This window comes from Treponema primitia (genome assembly GCF_046533075.1).
Taxonomy (GTDB): Bacteria; Spirochaetota; Spirochaetia; order Treponematales; family Breznakiellaceae; genus Termitinema; species Termitinema primitia_B.
In genome coordinates this window covers 145,914-163,660 of the sequence record NZ_JAJQRB010000068.1, presented here as the reverse complement: position 1 = coordinate 163,660, position 17,747 = coordinate 145,914, and the positions used below count along the sequence as shown (strand labels likewise).

Here is a 17,747-nt window from a genome sequence, read left to right as displayed (position 1 = left end):
TATATCAATTCCTAGAAACCTATAGTGATAAAGGAAACACTTCTAAAACCTATAGGGCGGGAATCAATAAGTATATTCAATTTTGTAATGAAACCGGAATTGAACCGGCGTATTCTCAAAATGAAACGGCGAGAGCTTTCAAACATTACCTAGAAAAAAATAGCTTTTCTAACAAAACTATCAATAATTATACTACGGCGATTAGATTGTTATTTCAGTTCATTATTGATAATGATGAATATATGGAGAGTATGAAAAACCCATTCAATCAAAAAAAATTAAATAAGAATGGCCGTGAATTAAAAAAGCAGAAAGAGTTACTATCCTATGATGAAGAATTAAAAGTGTTGAACTGGTTCAAAAAGAATGATGATTACTTATACAACACTCTTTATTACCAAATTAATTTTGGTGTTAGGATTGATTCATTCTCTAAAATTACTAAAATTGTTAATGGCCTAGCTTATTATGTTAGTAAAGGTAAAGAATGTTTAACACCTTTGAAAATAAGGAATAGTAATTCTGTAAAGTTTAATGAGCTTGTAAAGCGTTGGAAAACTCAAGGTTCCTATAACCTTGATGTTATGATGAATAGAGGGCTTAAAATGGCCTTAAAAGCCCTTAATATTGATAAACATATAACCTCTCATTGTATTAGGCATACCTTTATTCAAGAATTAAATGAACTAGGTATTGATGGTGTTAGTATTTCAAGAATGGTGAATCATAGAGATTTAAGTAGTAAGGATTCCTATCTAACTTCTAAGAAACAAGAGAATAATTCTTGGGATGGTTTAACTAAGCTTAGGAATAGTAAAGGTAATAAAAAAAGAAAATAGTATATATAACAATCCACGGAAATTATATTTTTATTTCCGGGGAATTATTAGTTTTTATGTTATCAATTCAAAATCAGGATTACTCTTTATATTAAAAATATTTTTTGTTATATATTCTAATCTTGAATGGCCCCAATGTTGTAGTTTTGGTGTTCCTCTTTTTAACAGAAACATTTTAACAGCGAATGAAGCCCATTTCAAACTAGTGGTGGTTCCTGGGTAAGTATCATTCATTAGAATATAATCATCTAATGAACCGGCGATTTTGTTAGTAGTGGGATTAAAAATAATCCCTTTGAATAATGTAATCATATTAGTATTAGTATAAAAAATAAAAAACCACTATTGAATGAATAGTGGTGGTGTTGGTTATACCGTAAACGGTGGTTGTATGATTACAAGGGGGATTATTCCCTTATATGTTAGTTAGTTAGTTGTTAGAAAAAGTAATCCGGTTTTTTTTGGTGGCGTATACCAGAAAGAACTGTAGTTAGTGGTATACAAGAACTTAATGATTCTGTAGGAAGGTATATCCGGTTCATTCCAAAAAAGTACATATATCTTAGAATGTATAGGTGTTAGTGTTATATAGGATGTTCAATGATTCTATAGGTATACCTAGGCGGTTAAATGTAAAGATTCCTAGCGTTTATTCCCTTCCCTTGAATATACCTTGAAACCCTCTGTTAATTTATTTTAGAATAGGTTATGATGAAAATGTAATTTAACTCTTTATTAAAATTATCCATTGACCTTGTAATGACCATATTACTACTCGTACAGATGGCGTTTCAAGTAACCGGACAGGAAGCGCACGAATGGACAGGCGCAGGAATGTTCGTATTGTTCCTCATACTTGGCTTGCATTGGGGCATGGTAATAACCATGTTTCAAAAACCCATGAAGCGGACACCTATCTTGACCTTGCCCGCCCCTGTCCCGATGTGCATAGCCATAGCCATTGCCGTATATGGAGCATGGAATTTTTATAAGATGAATATCCTGTCCTATATGTTTCTTCGTAGTCAGTTTGCTTTTTTTGATTTTGAGAAAAACGCCCTTGCCGTTTTTGCCGAAAATACTGCCATGATGGGATTATGGATATGCGCCGCCTATTATGCCGCTAAGTTCCTTAAAAAGATACATACCACAAAAAACCTATAGAAGTACTTCCAAATATTGATGAAGTGTTTTTTGTACACCAAATTTCTGAGCGTAATCGGCGAGCAAGTTTAGGTTTTTTTCTTTTCCGGCTGAATATCGCTTTAAGGCATCGGTAATAATTTGAATATCAATTCGGCTGCGGCTCCGTAAAATATCACAGATCGTGCGTTCTCGGTTATAGGCGATGATAGAATGCCCCATTCCGGAAGGCGCTTCAATAATCCCCAAGTGATGCAGCTCGGGTTTAACAAAGTATATTTTGCAATGCTCTTTTAGTTTTGAAGAAGGCTTATAGGCGCTGGGCACCGTTCCGGAATAACGAAGCGGCGTTCGGTCGGTGAGGCTCTTGGTATATCTTCGCCGCAGCCTTGCTTCGGTGGCCGGTGACCTTGGCCACTTTATCGCCTTCCATGCGTTCCGCCATGCGGGTGGCAAATAAGTGTCGGAATGAGTGAAAATCCCAGAACCGCAGCAGGAAAGGGATAAACTTTGCCTTTCCCGGCTCCAGCCCTGGGATTACTCGGAAAGTTACCCGTCTTATCCTGCTATCCGGTAACTGAATTTAGGTTCTTCCTCCTCGGTTTCCGGTTCTGCTTCCCCGTCAAAGTCCGGGGTTTCATCGAATACCAGAATAAAATAGTTTTCCCTCTGGTCTGCATCCAGACAGAATTCAAGCGTGTAATCCTCGCCGATGAATGTTGAAAACCCGTCAAAGTCCGGCGCCTCCCCTTCCCCGGAATAGGCCAGATTTTCAGGGTGCAGCCGTAAAAAAGCGTCAATCCTGTCGAAGGTTGCCCCGGACGCAAGTAGGATGTTTGGGTGTACCCGGTACAGGGTATAGAAGCGGTTTACCCTTTCATTGATTATGTCATCCCACCGGGAATAATCATCAATGAAACCGAATTCCTTAAAGATTTTACTTTCTTCCTGCATGACGGCTCCTCATAATCCCAGTTGTGGCCATATCTGGGCGAATTGTTCACGGGTTATCTCATGTCCTTCAAATGTTCGTATATCAGCAGGGTTTTTATTTGGACAAAACCCAATTCGCCTTCATTTTCTCCGCCTTGCGCTCCGCCAGGGATGGTTGTCTGCAACTGGAAACCCAATTACAGAACTCCCGGAGTCCGAACCGGACACACCCGGATATCTTGTACCGGGGGATCTTCCCGTTCTGCCCCCAGGTCAAAATTGTGTCCTTGTCCACACAGGCAATAGCCGCAGCTTCTTTGACATCGATTAGGATGTCCCCGTCCGGAGCGATAACCCCGATTTCTGAAAGCCGGTCCAGCCGTTCTAATATTCGGCTCATCACATCCGATCTGGTTTCTAATTCCATAAAATCCTCCTATTTGCGATTCTGTTCGTAACTCACCCCATGGGATCGGTGAGATCGAGCGGTATGTCCTCCGGGGCGTTCCGGTATTTCATTGGTTTTTCCTTTACCGGGTTATCCCGGCCGGTTATATTCCCAGATCCATACGGACCCAGGGAGGACCAGCCCCGAAGGGTGGCCCGTATTTCCTGTTAAGCGGTGAGGGTGATCCTTGCCCGGCGCCGGATTTATTGGAATTCAGTGGCCAGACCCATGAAGCGGTTAACCTGTTATTCAAAATGGAACGCCAGGCAGTTGTAGCATAATGGCCGATTATGAAAATAAGGTCCGGGAAAAACTGACCGAAAACGGCTGTACCTTTCAGCGCCATGGTAAAGGGGATCATTCTATCTGGTATAGCCCTTAAGAGAAATTCACGCTGCCCGGCTCAAGCTCCAGGATGAAACAGCGGAAATGGCAGTCCAGGAAAGATGCGACTATCTCAACAACAAGGCGCGTGATGTTCTGTCCAGTATCGGAGCCGATCCCCCGCCTTCATGGCGGTCAAGGCTTCATCATGGCTTAACGGTGTAAGCTGTTCCTTTGCCATCCTATCCCCCCTAGAGTTCGACATTTAAGCTGCGGAGGTATCGCTCCGTTACGGTTACGCTGCTATGAAAAAGAAATTCCTTGACGTGATATACATCCTTGGTTTTCTGATATTCCCGGACTGCTGCGGCATGACGGAAGTCATGGCAAGAATAAGGCGCCTTTACCTTTCCAGCCTTGAATAGTTTTTTTATGTGATAGGCAATCATGATCTCGATACTGTTTGTGGTACGGTCTTTGAATGGTTCCCGGAGGGTAAGCCCTGCGGCCTTTAAGCGGTCGATATTGTCCGGGGTGATATTTCCGGCTATGTCCTTCCTCCGGTGGTACAGGACAATAGATTGCCGACATAGGCCCGTTCATCTTTCCAGGGATGAGCAAAGAGGGCTTGTGCTTCCAGCGGTGTTAATACGCCCCGTTTTTTTACTTCCCCGGAAAAGTTAATCAAACCCTCTGTGGGCTTCTTTGTCCTTCCCGTGGGGATTCCGTTTTTTAACCAATCAGCGATTGCAAGTACGGCTTCGTCATGGTCTGCGGTTCCGGTGCTACGGGCGGCCAGTTTTTGGCCGGTAACAAGGTTCACCAGTTCAGCGTAAATGATTCCGGAATAACGTGTGTGGGTATAATACCTTTTCTTCGGGCGCATTGCTTCCCCCTTGAAAAAGAGCCTTTTCTACTCTTTTTCTCATTGTGGATTAAAGCAAGGCCCTTACTCTTGAAGGTGACCTTAAATAGTTTCGCGTAAATCCTTATACCATAAAGAATTACGTTATCATCTCCTGGGGGAATTGAACCCCCGTTGTCGGGATGAAAACCCGATGTCCTAACCACTAGACGAAGGAGACATGACACCCACAAGGGGTAGAAATGAATATATAAAATTTTCCCGGTCTTGTCAATATTACCTTGACGCAATGGTACAAAGACTTCATGATCCTAAAGTATGAAAACAAAACAATTGCAACGAACCATCCAAATGGCCCTTCTCTGCTTTTTGACGCTGTTTTCTGCGGCTTGCGCAAGTACCGGATCGGCGGTTTCCGGCGGCTCAAGTCCCGGGACCATACGGGAAGCCCGTGATTATATACCCCTGTACAGTCAGCGGACTGTTTTCCTCTATCCCGATGCGCCGGATACCAGTCCCAAAATGGAAATTACCCTTTCATTATTTGATATCACCGCACCGGGTAAACAATTCATTCTTACTGTTTTGTATGAGGGTCAAAATACCGACGAATATGCCAATAAGCGGCTTTTCGGCTACGACAAAATGTACGGGGAAATGCGGCTCGTGGCGGAACGGATTCCCGATATGCCCAGGGAAGCGCTAAACTGGTTTTACAACGAAGCTTTTGAACTCAGCGCCGGTACTTCAAAGGTAGCGGTAATTAGCCGGGAATGGGAATATTATACAGGCGGCGCCCATGGTATGCGGAATAAGGACTATTATGTCTTTGGCCTGGAAGAAAAGCAGCGGCTTACCCTCAATGATATCCTCCGGGAAGATGCAAAAACAGCCGTGAATGATCTGGTGGAAGCTGCGCTCCGTAAACTAATGGAAATACCGGACTGGATTCCCCTATCCGAACAGGGTTTCTTTGAAAATTCGGTGGATAAGTTGGAAGATTTCTTCTTAAATTCCCAGGGATTGGGGTTCCAATGGGATCCCTATGAAATTGCCCCCTATTCGACGGGCCTCATAGAAATAGTCCTTCCCTATGATCAACTGGAAGGTCTGTTTACCGAACGCGGCCTTGTCCTGACAAAAGATTTTCGGTGATTGAGCCTTGGGTACTGGCCGAAACCGAAGGCTTCCTGGTGGTCTACAAACCCCCCATGATGCACTCGGCGCCCCTTAAGGGCGGGGGAGGGGATACCCTCCTGGACTGGTGCGCAAATATTTACCCGGAGGTCCGCAGTCCCCGCAGCAGGCTTGAGTGGGAGGGGGGCCTTGTTCACCGGCTTGATTACGGAACCCGGGGACTGGTCCTGATTGCCCGGACTCAGGAAGCTTTGGAAGCCCTGGAAGAACAACAGGAGCAGGGGACCCTCGTTAAGGAATACGGCGCCCTTACAAGCCCCATAGCCCAGCCTCCTTTGCCGGCATTTCCCCCCACGGGGTTTCCTGAAATCTCTACAAGGACGGTTCCCTTTACCATTGAAAGCGGCTTCCGTCCCTATGGCCCCGGGAGAAGGGCGGTACGGCCCGTTCTATCAAATAATTTCTCTCCCCCAAAACGCCGGGATTTTATCCTGGATAGGGGAAGCTTCTACAAAACCGAGGTTCTGGAACTGAATTCTACCGAAAAAGCCATCTGCCTCAGGGTACGCATTGCCCGGGGATTCCGTCACCAGATACGTTGCCACCTGGCATGGCTGGGTTATCCCATTCTCAATGACACGCTTTACGGGGGGAGTCAGGAAACGGACAGTACGGATCGTCCCGTGGCATTAAAGGCTCAGGGTCTGTCATTCCGAGACCCTCTCTCAGGTGAGGATAGAAACTATCAGCTCCTCCCTATTAATACTGAAGAATTTTAACCGCCAAGGCGCAAGGGGCAAAAAAGGAAAGATACATAGGGATCTTCTTTTCCTTCTGCGCCTTATTCTCCTTCGCGGTCGTAATTTCTTACCTATCATTAGTTTAAACTGAGAATTGCTTTGTTTAGGGGTCTCACGGTTGAAAAAAAAGATCCCATGGGCTACCATAGCTATATGAATTTTGAGAAGCTTCTTTTCCGGAACGGTTTTCGAACCGATGGCTCCGGAACTTCGTTGCAAGCAGCGCCAACTGTTTATTTCATCGGCATCAAGGGTACCGGCATGTGCGCCTTGGCGGAATTATTCCACAATTCAGGGTTCAATATATCCGGATCCGATAAGGACGAGGTCTTTTATACCGATGGGATCCTCAAGGAACTGAGTATTCCCTACTACGAATCCTTTGCCCCCGAACATATTCCCCAAGACGCCGTTCTGGTGATCCGTTCGGCGGCTTATTCCAGGGACAGCAACAGTGAAATTGCGGAGGCGGAAAAGCGCGGCATCCCGGTACTGAAATACACCGAGGCTCTTGGGGCCTATTCTGCTCTTTTTGACTCATCCGGCATTGCCGGAGTTCACGGGAAAACCACCACCGCCGCCATAGCGGGAACCCTCATACGGGCGGCGGGGCTTCCTGCGCGGATCCTTGCGGGAAGCGCCGTTAACGGATTCGGCGGCCGCTCAACCCTCAGCCTTGGAAACAAGTACTTTGTAGCCGAAACCTGTGAATACCGCCGGCACTTTCTGTCCTTTCATCCCCGGCGCATAGTCCTGACCAGCGTGGAAAGCGATCATCAGGATTACTATCCTACCTATGAATCGATCCGGAATGCTTTTATTGAATATACCAAGCTGCTTTCAAGCAATGGCGAATTGATTTACTGTGCCGATGATCCCGGTGCATCCGAGGTCGCCAATTCGGTTAACAAGGGGATCGTCAAGCTTATACCCTATGGCGTAAATGCCAAGGGTGATTTTAAAATAGTATCACTGCAAACAGGGGAGGAACGGACTACCCTGCGGATAGCGGGATTTCCCGGAGAATTAAAGCTGCGCCTTCCCGGACGGCATATCGCCCTGGACGCCGTCGCAGCCCTGGCCCTGACGGACTCCCTGGTAAAAGCCGAATACGGCGGATGGACCGGCGAGAAACGCGAAGCGGTACGGCAGGCCCTGGAGGACTTCCGGGGCAGCCGGAGACGGCAGGAGATCCTCGGGGAAGCGGGGGGTATACTTTTTATGGACGACTACGGACACCACCCCACTGCCATCCGAACCACCCTGGAGGGGCTGCGGGAATTTTATCCCAAACGCCGGATTGTCCTGAGCTTTATGTCCCATACCTATACGAGAACAGCAGCCCTGTTGGATCAATTTGCCGCGTCCTTTAAAAGCGCTGATCAGGTGGTACTCCACAAAATCTACGGTTCCGCCAGGGAAACGTCTAGTAAGGAAATTACCGGATGGACCCTCTTTGAAAAAACCAAGGAGCTTCAGGACGGAGTGTACTACATTGAAGAGCCCGTGGAGGCGGCGGAACTTTTAAAGGGAATACTTAAGCCGGGGGATCTTTTCCTTACCATGGGCGCCGGTGATAACTGGAAACTCGGTAAGCTTCTTTTTGATTATTACGCCAGGGATACTGCGAAATGAAAAGCATGACCGGCTATGCCAGCCAGGAAATCCAGGATGAACAGATCTCACTATCGGTGGAAATAAAGGGATATAACAGCCGTTTCCTGGATCTTTTCATCAACCTTCCCCCCTTTTTGTCTTCGCTGGAAAGAGAAATCAGAGACTATGTCGGCAGCCGGCTTAAGCGGGGAAAAGTAGAGGTGAATATCCGTGTTAAGGAACGTAATTCTGATATTTCCGTTTCGATAAATCATAAGGCAGCCAGGGCATATCATGATAGCATCCTTGATTTAGCCGGAGAGCTTGGGCTCTCGGAAAAACCGGGTTTGGCATTGATCCTGGGAATGGAAGGGGTACTGGAAATAGAAAAGAGCCGCGACGATCAAAAGTACCGCAGCCTTATTACTCCTTTGCTTCAAAAAGCTGTGGACCAGTTTGAGGAGGAACGGATCAGGGAAGGAAAGCATACCCAGGAAGATATACTGGGTCACATCACTTATCTGGAAGAAGCGCATAAAACTGTGGCCGCCCATGTCCCCGTCCTTGAAGCATCGATTCAGGAAAACCTGAAAACCAGGTTCGCAGAATTACTGGGGGACCGGATCGACGAGAACCGTATCCTGGCCGAAACCGCAGTATTGTTAATGAAGTACACCATTTCTGAGGAATTATCCAGACTGTCATCGCATCTTGCGGAGTTCCGTTCCGAAACAGAACGGAACCCAAGCCCCGGGAAGAAACTCGACTTTCTCTGCCAGGAAATTAACCGGGAGGTTAATACCATTGGATCCAAAACACCGGTTCTGGAAGTGAGCCGAGCGGTGGTGGATATGAAAAACGCCCTGGAAAATATCAAGGAACAGTTAAGGAATATAGAATGAAAGACGATGTACGTATTGATGGTCCACGGATCGCCATATCGGGAAAAAGCGGGTGCGGAAATACCACGGTCAGCAGGCTGGTTGCGGAGCTGCTGGGGCTTAGGTTTATTAACTTTACCTTCCGCAGTTTAGCCTTGGAGCGTGGAATGAGCCTTGAGGAAGTGCTCTCCCATGCTGCTGCGGACGATTCCTGGGACCGTGAAGTGGACCGGCGGCAGATAAGTATTGCCCGGGAGGACGGGGGCTGCGTACTTGGTTCCCGGCTGGCCATCTGGATGCTGGGCGAGGCGGATCTCAAGGTATACCTTACGGCTGCGCCGGAAACCCGGGCAAAACGTATCGTTAAGCGCGAAGGCGGAACCATCGAGTCCGTGGCGGCCTTTACTGCGGAACGGGACCGGCAGGACCGGGAACGGTACCTGCGGATTTACAATATCGATAACGACGACTACAGCTTCGCGGATCTCGTTGTGGACACCGATGCCCTCGATCCTAAGGGGATTGCGGATCTCATAGCAGCCAAGGTCAAAGAAAAACTAAGCTGAATGGACCGGACGGAATTCAGAAATATTATCTATACCAATTTTAAAAAGGCGGGGAGGGTGTTCCCCTGGCGCCAGGATACCGATCCCTGGGGTGTTCTGGTTTCGGAGTTCATGCTCCAGCAGACCCAAACCGATAGGGTTATCCCCTACTGGGAGCGGTGGATGAAGCTCTGGCCAAAACCGGGGGATCTGGCAAAGGCTTCCCTGGAGGAGGTGCTCCGGGAATGGAGCGGCCTGGGCTACAACCGCCGGGCCCGGTACCTCAAGGAGTGCGCCGCTTGCATCACCGCCGAATATCGCGGGAAGGTTCCGGATACCCCCGAGGGGCTTCTCCCCCTGCCGGGAATCGGCGCCTATACCGCCGGGGCTATTTCCTGCTTTGCCTATAACTACCCCGCGGTTTTCATCGAAACTAACATACGGGCAACGGTGATCCACTTTTACTTTCAGGAACGCCTCAAAGCGTTGGACAATAAAATATCGGATGCCGAAATTTTTCCCATCCTTGAGTCGGTGCTGGATAAAAGAAATCCCCGTAAATGGTACTGGGCCCTGATGGATTACGGGGCGGCGTTGAAAAAAATCACCCCAAACCCCAACCGCCGCAGCGCCCATTATACCCGGCAAAGCCCCTTCGAAGGTTCCTTCCGGCAGGTCCGGGGCCGTCTAATTCGTACCCTGGTTTCCGAAGGGCCGGCCTCGGCAAAGGAACTCCGCAAGCGCACGGGAATAGAAAAAACGGATCTTTATAAAGCCCTGGAAGCATTACAAAAGGAATCCATGGTAGCGGAAGAGGACGGGGTTTATAGGATAGGCGCCATCTAGGTAGGCATAATAATTCTTCGTAAAGGCTTACTGTTTTTTACCGATATTTAACTAAGGAATTCAACCATTAAAGGAGAAATACCATGGCAAAATGTCCACATTGCGGGAAAGAACTTGAATTTACCGTAATACCTAAAAAACCAAAGGCAGTTAAGGCCCCTCCGGCTAAGGCAAAGACCGTTAAAAAAGGCGTAGTCACAAAAACAAAAACCGCTGCCAAAAAAGCTTCCGAACCCAAGAAAGCCCCCGCTCCCAAAAGGCCCCTTCTTAAGAACCCCGACTTTTTAACCCCCGGTACAGGGACCTGACAAAAAAAGGCTGGGTGCGCAAACACCCAGCCTTTAAACTACAGCGGATGAACGGAGTCGAACCGTCGTCTCCAGCTTGGAAGGCTGGGGTAATAGCCGTTATACGACATCCGCAAGTTGTTCCCAACTGCCTTTCTGATATTCTACTAAAAAAACCATATTCGTGTCAAGATTCGAAGCATTCTTTAATTTAAAAAATTTTAACCGCAAAGGCACAGAAGGCGCAGAAGGTTTTTATAAAAATCTTTCCTTTTTCGCCTTCTGTGCCTTTGCGGTAGGATTTTCTTAAAAAAATCATCATTCGAATTACTCTGATAAATTATCAATCAGCCAGCCTAAAATAACCTCGATACGTTTTCGGATAGCTGAAGAGATGTTGATCCTGTTCGCAACAAAATCGGAAACCTCCGCTGCGGCGGCACTATAAACCAAGACTCCCTCAGAGACCGGTTCAACATAAAATAGAGCCCTGAAGTTTCCTTCTTTAATTACCGGAATTATATAGGAGAGATTCCTGAAATTCGATAACCCATATAGCAATCCATTGGATTCGGTAGAAATATCCGCCTGATAATAGGAATTGCCAAAATTAACATCCTTCAACAATACGTAGAGTCTGTCCGACCGGGGCAGGACAGTAGAATCCCCTGGGTCCGGTATAGTCCTGGTATGCCTTGGACTTTCAATACGGGTTGCTTCTTCAAAAAGAGGCGTGTTCTTATCCCGGGTAGCGGAATGATACAAACGCCCTTTTAAATCCCGTATCTTCCCCATGGCATTGTATATCGCTAAAAGTCCCATCGGTTCATTGAGATAGGGTATTACCGTCAAGGATTCCACCAAACAGGAAGGACTCAGGCCTGTTACCGTTAAATCGAAAATTTTCGTTCCGATTTCCCCGGAGGGTAATAAACGCAAACTACCATCCTTATCTCTTGATTCGGTGAGGATGCCGGAAAATACCTTTTCTCTTTTTTCCGTATCAATATTTGGAAACAGATCGTTAAAGGAACGGAGCTGACCAAAGAGGGCAAAAGCATTTAGGAACATCAGGAGCAGGAATACCTTTATCTTCACTTAATATGCTCCTTTTCCTCTAACCACAACCCCGACGGTTTTATACAGAATCCAAAGATCAAGCCACACAGACCAGCTCTGAAAGTAATAGGTGTCGTAAAAAACATGGGCGGTAAAAAAATTGTCCGTGTCCGATCTGCCTGAAATTTGCCACAACCCGGTCATCCCGGGCAGTACCGAAAAATTCCGTTTGAAATCAACCCCATATTCTTGAATCTCATCGGCAAGGATGGGACGGGGGCCGACCAGGCTCATATCGCCCTTCAGCACATTCAAAAGCTGGGGAAACTCATCAAAACTGGTACGCCGCAGCAATTTACCTATACCGGTAATCCGGGGATCATCCTTCAGTTTACGGTGTATTTCATATTCGTTGCGCATTTCCGGAGAAGCATCCAGTACTTCTTTCAACCGTTTATCCGCATCAATTATCATGGACCTGAATTTGTATATCTGGAACACCTTTCCGTTCTTGCCTATCCTCGGCTGCGTATAGAGAACCGGCCCGGGGGATGTAATTTTTATCAGTAATGCCAGAAAGAGCAGAAAGGGTAAGATGATAAGTCCCCCCAGAATGGTCAGGGAAAGGTCGATCAGCCTTTTGATTTCGTGGTTCCAGGGCATCTTAAGCCGGTCGCTGGTTGCAAAACCCAGTATACCGTCAAATTCCCGCACCGACATCCAAATATTGGTACTGACAAAAAATTGGGGAATAAAGACATTGTACCGAAAAGCGGAAACCGAAGTATTCAATATTTGGGAGAGTTCATCCTGATTCAGGTTAGGCATGGCAACGATGGCCATTTTGATGCGGTACCGTTTAACGATTTCCGGGCCTAAGCTGGTGTCGTGCAGTACGTATATACCCCGGTAGATATCACCGATTCCGGAATTGTTGTCAAGGATCAGTACCGGCACATAGCCCAGAGCATGGTTATTCAGCAGCTTGTCGATGACGAGGCGGCCCATTTCGCCGCCGCCGTAGATAACCGCCGGGATCCCCCCCAGTTTAGACTTACGCAGCAGGGTCCGCATAATGGAACGGCAAACCAAAAGAATGACGGTTGAAAAACTAAAGCTGATGATAAAGGCGATAGAAATAGAGTCAAATTCCCGATCCTCAATAAAGCGGGAAAAAATAATACCCCCATGGGCCATGAGGGAACTAATGCAAAAATGCCGCAATTCTTCAGCCGGGGCCAGGGAAACGCCGGGGTATAGGTGGGCTATCTGAAATACCACAATAAACAGCGGCAGGTAGGGCCAATAGGTAACAAAGGACCTAAAGTTAATGGCGCTCAAATCGTAAAGATTGACCAGAAAGAAACCCGTCCCAAAAGAAACCATGATCCCCCAAATATCCGCTAAAATCATAGCAGTAGCGGTAAGGGCGGAACTGGTACGCCGGTATCTGGAACGGTACCAGATATCAAAATCTGACAGAGTCATATGTCAATACTATGGGATAAATTCGCTTTTTTGGCAAGCTTAAATATCGTTAACAAACAGCCTCCCAGATAAAACAGGAGGTTAAATCCTACAATATATTCCACGCCGCCTAAAAAATGGCATATAATCAGGGCGGGCATCATAAATCCCGTAATGCCCACATTATCCGCCAGTTTCCGCTCAAAGGAGACCGTCCCATGGGCGGTTTTGCCTTCGATGTTTTTATAGATCTGGTAGGCCACCCGGGTAAGCAGATTTGCCGATGAAGTCAGGGCGGTGACCACCAGGATCCACCACCAGCCGGTCCGCAGGTACACATAAATACCCGTGGACAGGAATACCGCCGTATAGGCGATAAACCCCATGACCGCATCCGCCCATCCTCCCCATGGGCCGGCTGTCCGGGTTACCCGGGCAATGGAACCATCCACGCAATCAAGGACGGAAAAAAAATTCAGCAGTATGGCCCCCCAAAGAGGATAGATGAACCCGTTTAGGGAAAAAAGTACCCCGCCGGCAAGGCTGAAAAATACAGAAATATAGGAAATTCCATTGGCGCTCAGGCCTAAACGCAGAGAAAGCCAGGTAAAGGGCAAGGCCAGGGGCCGCAGGACAAACTTACTCCAGAGGCCGTCCTCCTGTTTCTTCTCCGCAGGAAGGGAATCAATAATATCCCGAAAGGTGTACGCCATTTTTTCGTCTCCTCCGCATTTTCTCTCAATAATGTACTACCGATTGACAGAATGAACCATAGTTCCCTATTATTTATCTATGACCGTTGTTCATGTACTTGAACCCTTTGCATCCGGTGTTACCACCGCAGTAATTAATATAACAAAACAACTGCCAAAGATAAAGCACATAGTAATCCACGGTTCACGGATGTGGGTTGATGAAGCCGCCAATGTGCAAAACAAATTTCCCCCGGGGGTGGAATTTATTGCATGGCCCTTTGCGGACCGGGAAATAAACCTGATTAAGGATGCCCGTGCCCTTGGAGCATTGATCCGCCTTTTAAAACCCTACCGAAGGCTTCCCGAAACGGTAATCCACCTCCATTCCTCAAAAGCCGGCTTCCTCGGGCGCTTAGCGTGCAGGCTTCTCGGTATATCCCGTGTAATCTATACCCCCCACTGCGCCGCTTTTATCCGTACCGATATCGGGTCCCTCAAAAGGCGGCTTTTCCGCTTCCTGGAAAAGGTAGGCGGATGGTTTGGGGGAACCGTGGTAGGATGCGGCAAATCGGAGGCGGAAATATACGCCCCCCTTGGAAAAAAAACCCTCTATGTATGCAATGGGGTTGCCCTTACCCCAATAAGGAAAGCTCCGTTTCCCCGTCTCGTCAGCTTTGTAGGGATTGCGGGTACCCAAAAAGATCCGGCCCTGTTTAATGAAATTGCAGCGGCCTTTGATGCCGATTGCGTTCCCTTTTGCTGGGTCGGGGAGGGGCCCCTGGCGGATACGCTGAAATCGAAAAACTGTACCATCACCGGCTGGGTGGACAAACAACGGGTGGATTCCTATTTAGCAGAAACCCTGGTGTACCTTTCCACTTCCGCCTGGGAGGGCCTTCCCTTTGGGGTACTGGAGGCCATGAACGGTTCCTGCGCATTATTACTACGGGATGTACCGGGAAACCGTGATCTGGTTAATTCCGGCAAAAACGGATATCTTTTTAAGGATGCGCGTGAAGGGATAGAGCTGCTTGGCCGTATGCTCCGGGATCAGGCTAAAACTATTGCCATGGGAGCAAAAAGCAGAAACATGGTGGGAACCGATTACTCGGTTGAAAAGATGGGGGAGGGCTACGGTACTATATATACGGCCCTTGCGGTATCGTCATGAACATAACAGATATACTGTATACCCTTTGTATCTGGCCCATACGGGCTATCATTGAATTCCTCTTTGTGCTTTTTAACCGCACCTTTTATGACGCCGGGCTGGCCATTATCGGCTTAAGCGTTGTGGTAAATACCCTGCTGCTGCCTATCTACACGGTTGCCGACCGCTGGCAGCAGGAGGAACGCGGACTTCAGGATCGGATGAAAAAGAAGCTTGCGGATATCCGTGCGGTTTTTTTCGGTGATGAGCGGCAGCTGATCATCAATACCTATTACCGTCAGATGGGCTATTCCCCCCTCTATGCCCTGCGATCCAGCCTTGGTTTTTTATTGCAGATTCCTTTCTTTTTCGCAGCCTATCAATTTTTATCCCATACTCCGTCCCTTGACGGCGAATCATTCCTGCTGCTAAGGAACCTCGGTCTTCCCGACGGGCTTATACAGTTTGGCGGCCGCGCTTTTAATATCATGCCCATTATCATGACTGCGGTAAATATTGCTTCAGCTTTCATTTACACCAAGGGGTTGGGTAAACGGGAAAAGATACAGCTCTTTGGAATATCCTTTTTATTTTTAATTTTGCTCTATAATTCACCTTCGGGACTTGTTCTCTACTGGACCTGCAATAATGTGTTCTCCCTGGGAAAAAATATCGCCTGCGCTAAACTGAAAGCTCCCGGTAAGGCGCTTCAATTGGTGATCTCAGTTTTTGCGCTCCTCCTGATAATCGGGTCCCTGTCCGGCGCTTTTGATATCGACCGGTATGTCTTCTTATTCACCGGTCTGGGTTTCGTCCTTCTGGCCGCTCCCTTTATTTGGAAGGGGCTTATCCATATAATCTCCGCCCACCCATTGCCCGCGGCGGACTGCTCTAGGTTGTATTTTTCCGCCCTCGCTCTGCTCTGTCTGCTCATCGGCGTCCTTATTCCCGCGCAGGTTATTGCCGCATCGGTTGCGGACTTTAACGATCCGTTACAATTTATTATACGAACCTTTTTGCAAAGCCTTGCGTTTTTTGTACTGCTGCCCCTGTTGATCTGGCTGTTTGCAAGCCAATCGGTGCGGACCATCCTTTCCTTCACATTCAGCTTATTAGTCATATTGGCCCTCATTTGTTTATTTGCCCTGAGCGCCTCCTATGGGGCCATGACCAATAGTTTTAAAATTGAGGATACTCAAGCAATTGTAAACGCCTTTCCTCTTTGGGCGAACATTATCGCGATGCTTATCGCCTGCGGTATAAGCGGTGTTTTTATTATTTTCCGTTTACAGAAAATTGTTTCATCAATTTTCAACGCCACCGCCATAGCGGTATTGCTATTAACCATTATTAATATTAGCAGTATCGTTAGCGAGTCGAAAGAGCTTTCCGGATTACAGAAAACCACCGGTTCCCGGGACATATCCCGGGCGGTATTTCCCCTTACAAGGACAGGAACTAATAACTTTGTTGTGTTTCTTGATCGAGCTACGGGCATAGCCCTTTATACCGCCCTGGAACAGATGCCGGGCTTGGCGGAAAAACTTGACGGATTTACATGGTATCCCAATACCATGTCCTTCGGCGAGTGTACCATTGTTGGGCTCCCCGCGATGATGGGGGGGTATGATTATTCTCCCGAAAACATCAATGCCAGGGATACGGTAAACCTGAAAGACAAGGTGAATGAGGCGCTTACCATGCTACCGAAACTTTTCGGTGAAGCGGGATACCGGGTATCCATTACGGACCCGGCCATGACAAACCTCCAACTTGTTCCGGACCTTACCGTTTTCAGCGGTATGAAGAATGTAAGCGCCCATAATTTGGATGGCAGATTTGACCGGCGTTTTATGGAAGAATTCCCCCATGAAGCGGAACGGCTTATTGATAGTTTTGATTTTGATATTCTATTCCGGTATGGGCTATTCAGGATTGCGCTGCCGGTCCTGCGGTACGGCATTCACTATAAAGGAAGCTGGTGGAGAGACGGGGCTTCAAATGCCTATGGCCGGGGACTTACCGAATATGCGGGCCTCTACTATCTATCCGATGTCTGCGCCGCCGATACCGGAGCCGATACTTTAAATATTTTTATGAACGAGACCACCCATGAACCGGGGGCTTATACCGCAGACTTAATACCCGTACCGGGACCAATACGCTACAGTCCGGAGGAAATCGCCATATTTGGTTCTGAAGATAACACATCGTATATGTACACCTTCATGGCTGCCATGAAAGCCCTGGGCCGTTGGATAGATTCATTAAAGGAGATGGATGTCTATGATAATACCCGGATCGTTATCGTTGCCGATCATGGAGATGGGTATAGTACGGATATTTTTCAATATACCGATATGACATCCTATAACCCGTTGTTAATGGTAAAACAACCGGGCGTTCATGGAACCTTGTCCATATCCGGTGAATTTATGACCAACGCCGATATGAGTACCATTGTGACTGCGGATATGGACAATCCGGTAAATCCCTATCTGGGAACACCCATAGGGTCGTCTCCAAAAAATGGACCGTTGACGGTTGTAAATGCAGTTTCTTTTCAACCCCGCCGCCATGGACCGATTTTTCTCAATCTAAGCAGAAAGAGAAAACTCATAGCCCCAAATATTTTTAACGCCGATTCATGGGAGCCCTGGCAGAAAGTAAAACAATGAAAAAAATATATATACTGTTCTTTGCACTAATACTGCCTCTTCCGCTTTATGCAT

The 17,747-nt window shown here is 47.3% G+C and carries 21 protein-coding genes and 2 tRNA genes; 11 read left to right on the top strand and 12 right to left on the bottom strand.

Annotation, left to right across the window (positions count from 1 at the left end; all coding sequences use genetic code 11):
- On the top strand, positions 1-839 hold an 839-nt coding region (locus LQZ19_RS14820; protein ID WP_411048454.1), incomplete at its 5' end, for a tyrosine-type recombinase/integrase.
- 54 nt (positions 840-893) lie between these two features.
- Here the strand turns inward: LQZ19_RS14820 and LQZ19_RS14815 are convergent.
- The gene (locus LQZ19_RS14815) at positions 894-1,151 is read right to left on the bottom strand and encodes a hypothetical protein (RefSeq protein WP_411048453.1); all 258 of its coding nucleotides are present in this window, start codon (positions 1,149-1,151) and stop codon (positions 894-896) included.
- A 447-nt stretch (positions 1,152-1,598) separates the two neighbouring features.
- On the opposite strand from LQZ19_RS14815, the gene LQZ19_RS14810 reads away from it, so the two are divergent.
- The gene (locus LQZ19_RS14810) at positions 1,599-2,003 is read left to right on the top strand and encodes a hypothetical protein (protein ID WP_411048452.1); all 405 of its coding nucleotides are present in this window, start codon (positions 1,599-1,601) and stop codon (positions 2,001-2,003) included.
- On the opposite strand, the gene LQZ19_RS14805 is transcribed toward LQZ19_RS14810, so the two are convergent.
- From LQZ19_RS14805 to LQZ19_RS14775, 7 genes are all read right to left on the bottom strand, one after another.
- Entirely contained in the window at positions 1,998-2,309 is a 312-nt protein-coding gene (locus LQZ19_RS14805; protein ID WP_411048451.1) for a type IV toxin-antitoxin system AbiEi family antitoxin domain-containing protein, read from the bottom strand. The genes LQZ19_RS14810 and LQZ19_RS14805 overlap by 6 nt on opposite strands.
- On the bottom strand, positions 2,293-2,475 hold the full coding sequence (locus LQZ19_RS14800) for a tyrosine-type recombinase/integrase (RefSeq protein ID WP_411048457.1): 183 nt from the start codon (positions 2,473-2,475) through the stop codon (positions 2,293-2,295). Before LQZ19_RS14800 ends, LQZ19_RS14805 begins: the two co-directional genes overlap by 17 nt.
- Before the next feature lie 65 nt (positions 2,476-2,540).
- Entirely contained in the window at positions 2,541-2,936 is a 396-nt protein-coding gene (locus tag LQZ19_RS14795) for a hypothetical protein (RefSeq protein ID WP_411048450.1), read from the bottom strand.
- Between the two features lie 94 nt (positions 2,937-3,030).
- Positions 3,031-3,342 carry a hypothetical protein gene (locus LQZ19_RS14790; RefSeq protein WP_411048449.1) on the bottom strand — a complete coding sequence of 104 codons (312 nt, stop codon included), beginning with the start codon at positions 3,340-3,342 and terminating at the stop codon, positions 3,031-3,033.
- A gap of 596 nt (positions 3,343-3,938) precedes the next feature.
- Positions 3,939-4,136, bottom strand: a complete 198-nt coding sequence (locus tag LQZ19_RS14785; protein ID WP_411048448.1) for a tyrosine-type recombinase/integrase — start codon at positions 4,134-4,136, stop codon at positions 3,939-3,941.
- 98 nt (positions 4,137-4,234) lie between these two features.
- Positions 4,235-4,573 carry a hypothetical protein gene (locus tag LQZ19_RS14780; RefSeq protein WP_411048447.1) on the bottom strand — a complete coding sequence of 113 codons (339 nt, stop codon included), beginning with the start codon at positions 4,571-4,573 and terminating at the stop codon, positions 4,235-4,237.
- A gap of 127 nt (positions 4,574-4,700) precedes the next feature.
- Positions 4,701-4,772, bottom strand: a tRNA-Glu gene (locus tag LQZ19_RS14775).
- Between the two features lie 98 nt (positions 4,773-4,870).
- On the opposite strand from LQZ19_RS14775, the gene LQZ19_RS14770 reads away from it, so the two are divergent.
- The 7 genes from LQZ19_RS14770 (at position 4,871) to LQZ19_RS14740 (ending at position 10,665) form a co-directional block, all read left to right on the top strand.
- The gene (locus LQZ19_RS14770) at positions 4,871-5,707 is read left to right on the top strand and encodes an RsiV family protein (RefSeq protein WP_411048446.1); all 837 of its coding nucleotides are present in this window, start codon (positions 4,871-4,873) and stop codon (positions 5,705-5,707) included.
- Complete coding sequence (locus LQZ19_RS14765; protein ID WP_411048445.1) at positions 5,704-6,468, top strand: pseudouridine synthase; 765 nt, start codon at positions 5,704-5,706, stop codon at positions 6,466-6,468. The genes LQZ19_RS14770 and LQZ19_RS14765 overlap by 4 nt, the downstream gene beginning before the upstream one ends.
- A 174-nt stretch (positions 6,469-6,642) precedes the next feature.
- The gene (gene murC, locus LQZ19_RS14760; protein WP_411048444.1) at positions 6,643-8,124 is read left to right on the top strand and encodes a UDP-N-acetylmuramate--L-alanine ligase; all 1,482 of its coding nucleotides are present in this window, start codon (positions 6,643-6,645) and stop codon (positions 8,122-8,124) included.
- A complete protein-coding gene (locus LQZ19_RS14755; RefSeq protein WP_411048443.1) occupies positions 8,121-8,987 on the top strand; it encodes a YicC/YloC family endoribonuclease in 867 nt (288 codons plus the stop codon). Before murC ends, LQZ19_RS14755 begins: the two co-directional genes overlap by 4 nt.
- The gene (gene cmk, locus LQZ19_RS14750) at positions 8,984-9,532 is read left to right on the top strand and encodes a (d)CMP kinase (protein ID WP_411048442.1); all 549 of its coding nucleotides are present in this window, start codon (positions 8,984-8,986) and stop codon (positions 9,530-9,532) included. The genes LQZ19_RS14755 and cmk overlap by 4 nt, the downstream gene beginning before the upstream one ends.
- Positions 9,533-10,357, top strand: a complete 825-nt coding sequence (locus tag LQZ19_RS14745) for a helix-turn-helix domain-containing protein (RefSeq protein WP_411048441.1) — start codon at positions 9,533-9,535, stop codon at positions 10,355-10,357.
- An 83-nt stretch (positions 10,358-10,440) separates the two neighbouring features.
- Positions 10,441-10,665, top strand: a complete 225-nt coding sequence (locus LQZ19_RS14740; RefSeq protein WP_411048440.1) for a hypothetical protein — start codon at positions 10,441-10,443, stop codon at positions 10,663-10,665.
- Between the two features lie 42 nt (positions 10,666-10,707).
- On the opposite strand, the gene LQZ19_RS14735 is transcribed toward LQZ19_RS14740, so the two are convergent.
- The 4 genes from LQZ19_RS14735 to LQZ19_RS14720 form a co-directional block, all read right to left on the bottom strand.
- Positions 10,708-10,779, bottom strand: a tRNA-Gly gene (locus LQZ19_RS14735).
- 192 nt (positions 10,780-10,971) lie between these two features.
- Positions 10,972-11,742 (bottom strand): DUF6675 family protein, encoded by a 771-nt coding sequence (locus LQZ19_RS14730; RefSeq protein ID WP_411048439.1) that lies wholly within the window; start codon positions 11,740-11,742, stop codon positions 10,972-10,974.
- Complete coding sequence (gene wbaP / locus LQZ19_RS14725) at positions 11,743-13,191, bottom strand: undecaprenyl-phosphate galactose phosphotransferase WbaP (RefSeq protein ID WP_411048438.1); 1,449 nt, start codon at positions 13,189-13,191, stop codon at positions 11,743-11,745. It lies immediately after the preceding gene.
- Positions 13,188-13,883: a CDP-alcohol phosphatidyltransferase family protein gene (locus tag LQZ19_RS14720; RefSeq protein WP_411048437.1), complete on the bottom strand. Its 696-nt coding sequence runs from the start codon at positions 13,881-13,883 to the stop codon at positions 13,188-13,190. Before LQZ19_RS14720 ends, wbaP begins: the two co-directional genes overlap by 4 nt.
- A gap of 79 nt (positions 13,884-13,962) precedes the next feature.
- Here LQZ19_RS14720 and LQZ19_RS14715 point away from each other — a divergent pair, with 79 nt between their 5' ends.
- Together LQZ19_RS14715 and yidC are read left to right on the top strand one after the other, a co-directional pair.
- A complete protein-coding gene (locus tag LQZ19_RS14715; protein ID WP_411048436.1) occupies positions 13,963-15,036 on the top strand; it encodes a glycosyltransferase in 1,074 nt (357 codons plus the stop codon).
- Positions 15,033-17,693, top strand: coding sequence for a membrane protein insertase YidC (yidC, locus tag LQZ19_RS14710; protein ID WP_411048435.1), 2,661 nt, complete (start codon positions 15,033-15,035; stop codon positions 17,691-17,693). Before LQZ19_RS14715 ends, yidC begins: the two co-directional genes overlap by 4 nt.
- The last annotated feature ends 54 nt before the right edge of the window (positions 17,694-17,747 follow it).

Bases quoted from the DNA above. Each gene is read 5' to 3' on its own strand.
- LQZ19_RS14810 (WP_411048452.1), top strand. From the start codon at position 1,599: ATGACCATATTACTACTCGTACAGATGGCGTTTCAAGTAACCGGACAG.
- LQZ19_RS14780 (WP_411048447.1), bottom strand. From the start codon at position 4,573: ATGCGCCCGAAGAAAAGGTATTATACCCACACACGTTATTCCGGAATC.
- LQZ19_RS14770 (WP_411048446.1), top strand. From the start codon at position 4,871: ATGAAAACAAAACAATTGCAACGAACCATCCAAATGGCCCTTCTCTGC.
- LQZ19_RS14715 (WP_411048436.1), top strand. From the start codon at position 13,963: ATGACCGTTGTTCATGTACTTGAACCCTTTGCATCCGGTGTTACCACC.
- LQZ19_RS14795 (WP_411048450.1), bottom strand. From the start codon at position 2,936: ATGCAGGAAGAAAGTAAAATCTTTAAGGAATTCGGTTTCATTGATGAT.
- LQZ19_RS14755 (WP_411048443.1), top strand. From the start codon at position 8,121: ATGAAAAGCATGACCGGCTATGCCAGCCAGGAAATCCAGGATGAACAG.
- wbaP (WP_411048438.1), bottom strand. From the start codon at position 13,191: ATGACTCTGTCAGATTTTGATATCTGGTACCGTTCCAGATACCGGCGT.
- LQZ19_RS14790 (WP_411048449.1), bottom strand. From the start codon at position 3,342: ATGGAATTAGAAACCAGATCGGATGTGATGAGCCGAATATTAGAACGG.
- yidC (WP_411048435.1), top strand. From the start codon at position 15,033: ATGAACATAACAGATATACTGTATACCCTTTGTATCTGGCCCATACGG.
- murC (WP_411048444.1), top strand. From the start codon at position 6,643: ATGAATTTTGAGAAGCTTCTTTTCCGGAACGGTTTTCGAACCGATGGC.
- LQZ19_RS14785 (WP_411048448.1), bottom strand. From the start codon at position 4,136: ATGATTGCCTATCACATAAAAAAACTATTCAAGGCTGGAAAGGTAAAG.
- cmk (WP_411048442.1), top strand. From the start codon at position 8,984: ATGAAAGACGATGTACGTATTGATGGTCCACGGATCGCCATATCGGGA.
- LQZ19_RS14740 (WP_411048440.1), top strand. From the start codon at position 10,441: ATGGCAAAATGTCCACATTGCGGGAAAGAACTTGAATTTACCGTAATA.
- LQZ19_RS14720 (WP_411048437.1), bottom strand. From the start codon at position 13,883: ATGGCGTACACCTTTCGGGATATTATTGATTCCCTTCCTGCGGAGAAG.
- LQZ19_RS14815 (WP_411048453.1), bottom strand. From the start codon at position 1,151: ATGATTACATTATTCAAAGGGATTATTTTTAATCCCACTACTAACAAA.
- LQZ19_RS14745 (WP_411048441.1), top strand. From the start codon at position 9,533: ATGGACCGGACGGAATTCAGAAATATTATCTATACCAATTTTAAAAAG.